The 10,675-nt window shown below is 45.5% G+C and carries 3 protein-coding genes, 2 tRNA genes and 1 rRNA gene (1 of these 6 cut by a window edge); all 6 read right to left on the bottom strand.

Annotated elements, in window-relative coordinates; translation table 11 throughout:
* Positions 1-954 (bottom strand): 16S ribosomal RNA (locus H7F26_RS09235) (it extends 596 nt beyond the left edge of the window).
* Positions 955-1,111: 157 nt separating this feature from the next.
* Positions 1,112-1,185: transfer RNA gene (locus H7F26_RS09230), tRNA-Gly, on the bottom strand.
* 12 nt (positions 1,186-1,197) lie between these two features.
* A tRNA-Arg gene (locus tag H7F26_RS09225) sits at positions 1,198-1,274 on the bottom strand.
* Between the two features lie 597 nt (positions 1,275-1,871).
* Complete coding sequence (locus H7F26_RS09220) at positions 1,872-3,293, bottom strand: sugar porter family MFS transporter (protein WP_003179221.1); 1,422 nt, start codon at positions 3,291-3,293, stop codon at positions 1,872-1,874.
* A 575-nt stretch (positions 3,294-3,868) separates the two neighbouring features.
* Positions 3,869-4,501 (bottom strand): class A sortase, encoded by a 633-nt coding sequence (locus tag H7F26_RS09215; RefSeq protein ID WP_003179219.1) that lies wholly within the window; start codon positions 4,499-4,501, stop codon positions 3,869-3,871.
* A gap of 66 nt (positions 4,502-4,567) precedes the next feature.
* Complete coding sequence (locus H7F26_RS09210; protein WP_061565990.1) at positions 4,568-10,495, bottom strand: SpaA isopeptide-forming pilin-related protein; 5,928 nt, start codon at positions 10,493-10,495, stop codon at positions 4,568-4,570.
* Positions 10,496-10,675 lie beyond the last annotated feature (180 nt).

Genomic DNA, 10,675 nt, shown 5'->3' with positions numbered 1-10,675 from the left:
CCACCGCTTGTGCGGGCCCCCGTCAATTCCTTTGAGTTTCAGTCTTGCGACCGTACTCCCCAGGCGGAGTGCTTAATGCGTTTGCTGCAGCACTAAAGGGCGGAAACCCTCTAACACTTAGCACTCATCGTTTACGGCGTGGACTACCAGGGTATCTAATCCTGTTCGCTCCCCACGCTTTCGCGCCTCAGCGTCAGTTACAGACCAGAGAGTCGCCTTCGCCACTGGTGTTCCTCCACATCTCTACGCATTTCACCGCTACACGTGGAATTCCACTCTCCTCTTCTGCACTCAAGTTCCCCAGTTTCCAATGACCCTCCCCGGTTGAGCCGGGGGCTTTCACATCAGACTTAAGAAACCGCCTGCGCGCGCTTTACGCCCAATAATTCCGGACAACGCTTGCCACCTACGTATTACCGCGGCTGCTGGCACGTAGTTAGCCGTGGCTTTCTGGTTAGGTACCGTCAAGGTACCGCCCTATTCGAACGGTACTTGTTCTTCCCTAACAACAGAGTTTTACGATCCGAAAACCTTCATCACTCACGCGGCGTTGCTCCGTCAGACTTTCGTCCATTGCGGAAGATTCCCTACTGCTGCCTCCCGTAGGAGTCTGGGCCGTGTCTCAGTCCCAGTGTGGCCGATCACCCTCTCAGGTCGGCTACGCATCGTCGCCTTGGTGAGCCGTTACCTCACCAACTAGCTAATGCGCCGCGGGTCCATCTGTAAGTGGTAGCTGAAAGCCACCTTTTATAATTGAACCATGCGGCTCAATCAAGCATCCGGTATTAGCCCCGGTTTCCCGGAGTTATCCCAGTCTTACAGGCAGGTTACCCACGTGTTACTCACCCGTCCGCCGCTGACCTAAGGGAGCAAGCTCCCGTCGGTCCGCTCGACTTGCATGTATTAGGCACGCCGCCAGCGTTCGTCCTGAGCCAGGATCAAACTCTCCATGAAATAATGGAGCGCAGATTAAGTTCGTCACATCCTGTGACAACATCTGCATGACCTGCATCGTGCAGGCCCCTGACTACGCACATTCGCATGTACGATTTATTTAATGAATTAACAGGTACGTTTTGTCTTGTTTAGTTTTCAAAGATCATTCTAAAAATGGAGCGGGTGATGAGAATCGAACTCACGACATCAGCTTGGAAGGCTGAGGTTTTACCACTAAACTACACCCGCATCGCGAATATATGGCGCGCCCGAGAGGAGTCGAACCCCTAACCTTTTGATCCGTAGTCAAACGCTCTATCCAATTGAGCTACGGGCGCTTCATCAGGCGACTTAACTATAATACTATGAATATCAGTTAAAGTCAAGAAGTTTTTTGAAGTTTTTCTGCCGAATGAATGAAGTCTTTTTTGTTTCGACTTTATCCATTATACACATTTTAAGATTTTTGTACACCCTTTAAATGATGAATATAATATCTGTATTTAAAAGCTGTAACTTCGTTGTCTCAGCGACGAATAACAATATATCATGCATCCAACTGATCCGTCAACACTTTTTTCATTTTTTATACCCCTGAAAAAATAATGCTTACAGCCATTCATAATAAATGACGCTTTACTTGCCTTTTCATCTTATGTGATGTTTTATTGAATGTTCCCCAACTTCATTACAATATATACTGAACCGAACTATAAACCATTAACCTCGACAGCACTTTTGCACGGTCATTTAATGAAGCTTTTATTCAAGATCTTCTTTTAGGATATCTAAGACGCCTCCGATACATACAAATATGCAGGCAGAAATCTTCGCTATAGGAAAATTTCCGCCTGCAAACTTCAAATGCTTCATCTATATGCTCTTATGCTCTGCCGTTGAGACTCGACCTGCATGTCCCTCAACAATTCAAATGGTCACCCGCTGATTTTAGCGCTTGCACCGCTTTGTGCTGTTTCCGATTTATAGTTGCGGAAATTATGCTCAAGCTGTTCAAGCGTGAGGCCTTTTGTTTCAGGAAGGAATTTTTTCACGAATGCAATGGAAAGAAGTCCAAGTCCGACAAAAATGTAGAATGTCGAGGACAGCCCAATCGATTCAAGCAGTATCGGAAACGAGAATCCGACAAAGAAATTGGCGATCCACAAACAAAACACGGTGACGCCCATCCCGAGGCCGCGTACGCGAAGCGGGAATATTTCAGAAAGCATGAGCCATGTTACAGGAGAAATGGCGCCTTGTTGGAATGCAAGGAAGGTTACAGTCAGCGTAAGTACGACATAAGGAAGAGCAGCTGAACCTTGAAGGACGTTTGAGAAGATGCCGATAAGCAGCAAAGCTGATGTCGTTCCTATTAAACCGGTCAACAGCATCGGTCTGCGTCCCACTTTTCCTAAAAGCCAAATCCCCACGAACGTCGCCAATACTGAAATGACACCGTTTGCAATATTGCCGATGAGTGCAGCTTTAGTTTCAAACCCGGCATTTTTAAGAATTTCTGTTCCGTAATACATAATAGAGTTTACACCGGTAATCTGCTGAACGACAGCGATACCGATTCCAAGAAATACGATTCGGCGCACCCAAGGAACAGCCAGGTCCTTATAATTCGCTTTTTTCATTTCCGATTCTTTCATGACTGCAGCTTCGATTTCAGCAACTTCCGAATGCGCCCTTTTTTCCTTGCGGATTCTTTTCAGAACACCCAGCGCCGCTTCATTTTTCCCTTTAGAGACAAGCCATCGCGGACTTTCGGGCATTCTCAGCATACCAAAGAACAAGAATACAGCCGGGACTGCGGCAATGGCCAGCATGTAACGCCAAACATGTGAGGAATCGCCCATTGTGGTTCCGAGGATGGCATTGAAGGTAAATGCCAAAAGCTGTCCGGAGACAATCATTAATTCATTTTGGGTAACCATTCGTCCCCTTTTTTCTGAAGGAGACATTTCAGCCAAGTAAGTCGGGACTGTAACAGATGCTCCTCCTACGGCAACTCCGAGCAGGAACCGTGAGATAACCATAACCGTCACATCAGGCGCAAGCGTACATCCAAGCGTCGAGAAAAAGAAAAGTACAGCTAGAAAAATGATGTTCTTGCGGCGTCCGATATAATCGGATAGCCTTCCGCCGAACACCGCTCCCAATGCGGCTCCCAGGAGAAGCGAACTCGCGACCAATCCTTCTGTAAATGCTGTCAGGTTCAGCTGATCTCCTTCAGACATATAAGGCAAGGCTCCGTTGATTACTCCGGTATCATACCCGAATAGAAGCCCGCCGAACGTCGAGACTAAAATAATAGTACGCAAAAATGATTTCTGATTTCCCTGTTCATTCATATTGATTTCCCCCGCCTTTGTTTAAATGAAAATTGATTTATTTCCAAAGGTTTTCGAAACATCCTTAATAGTAGCTCATTTCTTTTTCCTAAAAGCTTCATATCTAACTTTTGAAAGTTTCGCCCCAAGCAACCCCTCCTTAACAGAAAATTAAAAATTTTATTTTGATGGAAGCTGAAGCCTCCTTGCAACCAATTACCCGCAACGGAATATTTTGGAATCGCTTTCATTTCTATTCCGTTTAAATAAATTGTTAGGTTATAGTTATGTTTTTGGTACATCTTTGTTAGGTCTGATATTATCATAATTTTAAAAGCGCTTTCAGTCAATATAAATTTCAGAAAACTTATCTATTTTCATTGAGTAAAATCGCCGCCAACCCCGGTATGAAAGAAAAATATCCAATCCGCATCGTTTCATTTTCTTTTTTTGTTATTTCTCATTACTTTTTTACTCTTGTCATTTCATAGTGATCTTTTTGTCATTTTTTTGTGATGTATAGAATTTTAGTCCCAATAAAAAAATACCAAGGGGCAATCCCTCAGTATTTTTGCCTGCCTGCAGCGGACATTCAATTATCTGTGTACAGCAACATGAATCAGCTTTCCTTTGACAGCAAGGCGTCCTTCGGTTCTCACAGCTTTGTCACATGTAATCAGTGTAATTTCCTTTTTTTTCGTCTCTTGAATCACATCTGTGTCCATTTCAGAAATGAATTGTTTCGACGTCACAGCGTATATATAGTCTTTTTTAAAGTCTGTGATTTTAACGGTATCTCCTTTTTCAATGTTGAGAAGGGGACCGAATAAGAGGCTCTCCCGCTTCATATGATGGCCTGCCAGCGGGTAGTTGCCTTCGCCCATTTTCTGATCGGGTCGCATTGTTGTCGCTCCGTAAAGAAGATTTTGATTGGTTGTGCCCTTCAATATCGGAAGCTTGAGATTGACGCTGCTTATGGTGATCCGGCCGATGACCGCTTTTGATTCACGATCGAGGCTGGCTTTTATTGTTTCCAAAATAGAAGGCGGCTGAATCGCCTCAAAATCAAATGAAGCCTTTTGTGCATTGTTTTGTTCCGCCTGTTCAGCAGTCAAATCAAAATTTTTATTCTTGTTGAGATTGATGATGATGCTTTCTTTAATGAAAGGAGACAAGACGAAGAGTATTCCTGATATGACAAGCACGGCAACGATCATTTTTTTATACATGCCTCACAGTCCTTTCTTTAAAAAAGCACCTGACCGGTTCAATGATCAGGTGCTTCAATGATTCGTTTACGCCTTTCTTTGTTTCTTTCTTGTGAAGAAAGCGAAGGCTCCTCCAGACAGAATCAGCAGGATGCCGATCATGATCGGAATGATGCTGTCTGTGTCACCGGTTTTCGGAAGCGTATCTTTCAAATGACCGTTGTCATTTGTTTTAGGATCTCCTTTCGAATTTCGGTCCGGTGTGCCTTTGTTATCTGTTTTAGGGTCTCCCGAATTCGGGTCCGGTGCGCCTTTATCAACAGCCGGCGTTTTCAGTTTTTCATTGGACGCGATCACCTCGACCGGTTTTGTCTGTCCTTTTTTAATTTCAAAAGGAATCGGTGTTTCATCCAGCTTGTAACCGTCAGGAGCCTTCGTTTCGACAAATTGATAGCGTCCAGGTGCCAATCCCTCCGCTGTGAACTGCCCGTTTTGGTCTGTAGTCCAGACTGCCGGCAGCTTTTTGCTGTTGCCTCCGGCTTTAACTGGCTTTCCATCGGCATCGAGCAGTTTGAATTCGGCTCCTTTTAAAACAGCCTTTTTATTGTTGCTGTCCACTTTCGTCAGTTTCACATCGCCAGGTGTCAATTGGTTCTCTGCAGTCAGTTCGATTTGCTTTGTATCAGTATTTTTGACTGTGAACGATATTGGCGTCTTATCCAATTGATAATGCTTAGGCGCTTTTGTTTCGACAAATTGGTAGTTACCGGGCTTAAGACCGTACACTGTGATCCGGCCGTCTGCGTCTGTTGCCAAACCGGTTTTCAGCACCTTGCCGGTTTCATCTGTCAAATCGAACTGCGCTCCCTGAAGTCCGGCGCTCTTGTCATCCTGGCCGACTTTTGTGAGCACAACGCTGTTTTTCTTGTTGAGAGCCGTCAGTTTAACCTGTTTCGGCTCACCTTCGTGTTTCCCGGTAATGGAAAATGGGATCGGATCTGTTGACAGCAGGTAGCCGTCAGGCGCATGTTTTTCAACAAATTGATAGCTTCCCGGCGCCAAATCGCCAGCCTCGATTTTGCCGCCTTCTTTAGAGATCAAATCGTCTTTGACCGTTTTGCCTTCGCTGTCAATGATTTTAAACACGGCTCCTTCTAATCCATTGCCGTCTTCATCTTTTTTCTCCAAGTAAACAGAACCTTTATAGTTAACGAATGTGCCCGCATCTACATGTTCAGGTTTTCCTTTAGCGGAATCCGGGATGACAAACTCGATTTTCCCGCTGTTCAATACAAATCCATCAGGCGCTTTCGTTTCTACGAAAGCATAGCGCCCAGGCGCCAGGCCTGAAGCCGTAACAGTTCCATTTCGATCTGAGACCAGTTCCTCCTGTACGGTATTCCCGATTTGATCTGCGATCTTAAAAACGGCTCCTTCAAGCTTGTGGCCTTTCGCATCTTCTTTTGTTAAATGAACCGAGCCTTTATAATTAACAGCGGCGCCTGCATCAACCGGCTCCGGTTTCCCTTCAGCTGAGCCCGGGATGGTGAATTCTATTTGATCGTTGTTTAACATAAAGCCCTCGGGCGCCTTCGTTTCCACGAAAGCATAGCGCCCAGGCGCCAGGCCTGAAACTGCGATTTTTCCGTCTTCATCGGAAGTGAGCTTTTCATGAACGGTTTTGCCTTCATGATCAACGATCTTAAACTCAGCGCCCTTCAGCGTACGGCCTTCCGCATCCTCTTTTGTCAAATAAACCGAACCTTTATAGTTGACGGCTTTGCCTGCGTCCACGGATTCCGGTTTTTCTTTTGCCGATTCAGATATGGTAAACTCGATTGCCTTGCTGTTTATCACATAGCCCTCGGGCGCTTTGGTTTCAACAAAGGCATAGCGGCCAGGCGCAAGGTCAGATACCGCGGTTTTCCCGTCTTGATCTGAGGTGAGCTTTTCATGAATGGTTTTGCCTTCATGATCAATGAGCTTGAATTCAGCCCCCTCTAATTGACGGCCTTCTGCATCTTCTTTCGTTAAATGTGCTCTGCCTTTATAGTTGATCAATGTTCCTAAATCAACGTCAGGTACTTGATTCTTATCATTCGTTTTGACGGAGAAGCCGAGTTCTTTTGTATTTAAGAGATAACCTTCAGGCGCTTTCGTTTCCAGCAAACGATAATCGCCGGGCGGCAAACCGTTGATCTCAACTTTTCCGTTTTTGTCGCTCTTAATATTTGTACGTATTGTCGTAAAGGCGCCATCGCCGGATTTTTTCTCCAGCTTGAACACGGCTCCTTCCAACGGATTCTTTTGTTCGTCTTGTTTGATAAGCGTCACCTTATTCTTCTCATTCACGACTTTGTAAAGCGCTCCGGCACTTGAAGAGCTGCTGTTAATCTCAACGGAGACCCCGTCTGCATAGGCGTCGCTGATCGTATATCCGTCAGGCGCCTTGATTTCTTTTAAAATGTAAGTGCCATAGCGAATATTGCCGAATGTCAGCTTGCCGTTGTCGTCAGTCGTTCCTGTCCGCAGGAGCTGCTCATTATCTTTTGTCCGCAATTGAAAATCTGCTCCGGAAAGCGGCGTCCCGTCTTCTCCCGTTTTAAGGATTGTCAGGCTTCCTCTTTCCCCTGAGCCTGAACCGCCGCCGCTTGAAACGGCAACAAAGACCGAGCTGTTGTTTTCCTGGGTCTGTTCCTGGACATTCGTTCCCGAAATCGACACTTTGTTGTTAACATGGCCGCTCGTGCCGGCAATATTGATCAATGATTGATATTGAATAACATAGGCGCGGTCGATTTTTTTGTAATCGCCTGTAAATTTCAGGACAAATGATTGTTCGCCGGTTGCATTGTCGGTCTTGATATCCAGTGTATAGTCCTCGCCTTTCTTAAGCTGAACATCATCCGGGACAAGATTTCCGCTGCTGTCTTTGACTGCACCTTTTTCATCATATTTAGCCTGATAAACTTTAAAAGAATCTTCAGCTAAAATTTGATTGGTATCCGGAGTATCGGTGACTTTTACATCTTCCAACACCGACTGGCTCGCGTTGACATTGATGCTCCAATCGACATAACCTCCGTTTTGTTTGCCTCCTTTGAAAACGAGGCTTCCTCCGTCTGCGACCGAAACGGATGCCGTCAACTCACGCTCTGAATATCCGGCATTATGGTACGTGGCCTTATTGGTGTAAGGATCGTGCTTAATGACCTGTCCTTTTAGCGATGTTTTAAATTCAATAAGATACGGGACGGAATCGTCCGTTTTCAAATGGACGGTCAAAGTTTGTTTATTGGCAGCCGACGGCTCTTCCACATCATATTGGGAGGCGGGCAGGATGTCTCCTTCTGTGATGGAACCGTCTTTATTAACTGAATAGCTCTTGACGACAACCGAGCCTTTTTCAAATTGCTGGTCATCTGCTAAAGAATCTTTAATATAAGGGTTTTTTGACGGCTCTCCATTATAGTTGATGCCGATTTTCCACGTGATTTCTTTTGAAACAGCGTTGTATAAGCCGTGTTTGAAGCCGTTGTGGGATGTCTGGCGATTCGGCGTAAAACTGCTCGCTTCCTTATTTTTGCGTTCAGTGCTGCTGTGATCAGTCCACGTTGATTCTGCCGTGTTTTTGACATTTTCGTTGGAAAAGTCGGCATTCATATTCGTGGTATACGTGATCTTAAGCTGGCTGTTCGTTGTCGCATAATCTCCGATGAGTTCCAGGAGAAAACCTTCATGATCCGGTTTTATTATCAATGTATAGTCTTTGCCTTCTTCAAGCGTTTTGTTATTCGTCACATCCTGAAGGCGGAATGATCCGTCGAGGAGCGTGAGCCCGCCGCTTTCGAAATTGTCATCCAACTTCCAATTGTTCATCGTGTAGTTGTTTTTGTTGATTGCGATCGTCCAATCGACCGTTTTCTTCTTGTAATCAATGTTTGAGTAGCCTTTTATCAAATTCTGCTGAACGGCTGTACCTGAAGCTTTCTTTGATTCTCCTGTTCCGGTCACTGCAGTGTTCGTATAGGTTGTTGATTTATCGATGATTACTCCGCTGTTGACCTCGGTTTGATACGTGATTTTGTAAGCTCCGGTAACATCTTGGTTAAATTTGATTTCAAACCCGCTTCCATTATCAGAGAGCGTATAATCCTTGCCTTCCGTTAGAGGCGTTCCAGCCTGCTCACTGCCGTTCTGATTGAAAGTAATCGGAATCACCTTTAAGGAATCTGAAACAAGATGCAAATCAGCGGAACCAAACGAGTCTGTTATGCTCGCTTTGGATTCGTCGATTTTTTTCTCTCCATAGTTATATAAAATCGTCCAGCTGAACGTCTGTGAATCGCTTTTATAACCTGTCGACGATTTTTCGATCATTTTCCCGTATTTGGCCGTGACAGAGGCCTCTGCAGAAGCCGGTTCCAGATTGTCTCCGCCGAACGTTGCCTTGTTCCTAAATGCAGCGTTTCCGCCTTCGTTCGGTTTTGCGGAGTCATCGATGTCCGTCACATAGATGAGGCGGTAAGCCGAATCTATCTCACCGTCGAATGTGACATTTCCATCTGCGTCTACGGTGTAGCCTGAAAGAACTTCATCTCCCCGGCTGACTGAACCATCTATGTTGACATCCAGCTGATAAACTTTGACAGAACGATAGGTCAGCCCCTCTGGAAAGTTCTGCAGCTTGGCATTTTTCACCTGATCCAATTTTTTGTTGAGGTCGACTGTCCATGTGACCTGCCCGGGGTTGATGCCTTTATCGAAAGTTCCTGATTTATCAATGGTTTTGCTTACTTTTGGTTTGAAATAAACCGTTACTTCCGGAGTGTCTGATTTCACCGGAAAAGGAATCTTTTGAGTCGTCGAGCCTTTTATTTTTTGTGCGTTGAACTGGGTGTTGACAAACAACGTCCCTTTGACATTCGAATCTTCTTTCACTTCGCCGTTAAACGTCATCACAACGTGGCCTTTTGTATCAATTGAAAAATAGCCGTACGTGATGCCGTCTGAGCTTAATGGCTGATTCGTAATGTCGTTGTACATGATAAAAGCTTCAGGCAGATCAAATTCATAGCGGTCGCCGTCGTTTATCGTCTTTCCGAGCTCATTCGGGATGTCCCAAGTAATTGAGATTTTCGCCGGAGAATTCGTGTCGGCTCGATTGCTTTTGTCATAAGGCTTTCCGTGCTCATCCGTCAGCGTCACGCCGGTTAAAATATTTTGGGTGATTTGATTGCCACCGGACGCAAGGCTTCCGGCTGCCGCCAGTCTGGAAGATGCCGCCGGTTTTGAATCGCTGTTCTCAGCGTCGGCAGCTTTTTTCTTCGTTTCCTCTTGGTCCTGTCCTCCTGAAGATTTTGATTGATCGTCTGACTGATCGTCCTCAGATGACGGAGGATCATTTTTCGCCGTTTCCGATTCGGAGCCTGTATTCACGGGTATGATCACTTGCTGTGTCTTGCCTGCTCCGAGTTGAAAGAGAGCTGTGACCGTTTTTGTATCGCTTTTCATATCTGCGGCAAACTTTGCTGACAGCGCAATGGCCCCTTTTGCTCCGGCAGAGCCCTCGGCAGGGCTTTTTAGAGTTACGGTAAAAATGTTGCTGTCCGCTTTCACTTGATAGCTGCCGATGATCTGCTGATCTGCCGATTTCACTTCTCCCTCGGCATCCTGAGCGAATTCGAAGCTTTTAGGTACCTCTACAGTGAAACTGTTTTCGGCGCCGGCTTCTTCATCGTTTTTTAACGACCACTCGTATGTGAGTGTCACTTTGTCTCCCGGCTTTAATGCTGGTTCGTCTCCCTTTGAGCCGTCAACCGTTTGATCTTCGCTGTTTTTGATTGTCACTGAATCAAAAAACACGCTGCCGCCTGTTGATGTGCCGGTAGCCACTGCCGTCAGCGTAAAGCCGACAACTTGACTGAAGATCAAATACAATGCCAGGCAAGTGACCAAAAATGATTTCAGCCCTCTTTTTTTGCTGAGGCTGAACGAATATTTTTTCGATCTCAAATTGTGATTCCTCCCCTTTTATAATGTTTTTGTGTACGGATCGATTGAGCCTGGAAATGGACGGCCTCCCTCCTGAAAATTTTTTTCTATTTGCAGAATGACAGGCTTTTAAAATCGTTGCTGTATGTTTAGCGGCGGTAGTCAAGATGTCGCGGGTATGAATTTTGCTTTATGTCAGCT

Source organism: Bacillus sp. PAMC28748 (assembly GCF_014250415.1).
GTDB classification, from domain to species: domain Bacteria; phylum Bacillota; class Bacilli; order Bacillales; family Bacillaceae; genus Bacillus; species Bacillus licheniformis.
Note: the sequence above shows the minus strand (reverse complement) of the source record. Positions and strands in the feature narration are given on the sequence as shown.

What these genes read in the sequence shown, in the direction of transcription:
- H7F26_RS09215 (WP_003179219.1), bottom strand. Translation starts at nt 4,501, where the DNA reads ATGTATAAAAAAATGATCGTTGCCGTGCTTGTCATATCAGGAATACTC.
- H7F26_RS09220 (WP_003179221.1), bottom strand. Translation starts at nt 3,293, where the DNA reads ATGAATGAACAGGGAAATCAGAAATCATTTTTGCGTACTATTATTTTA.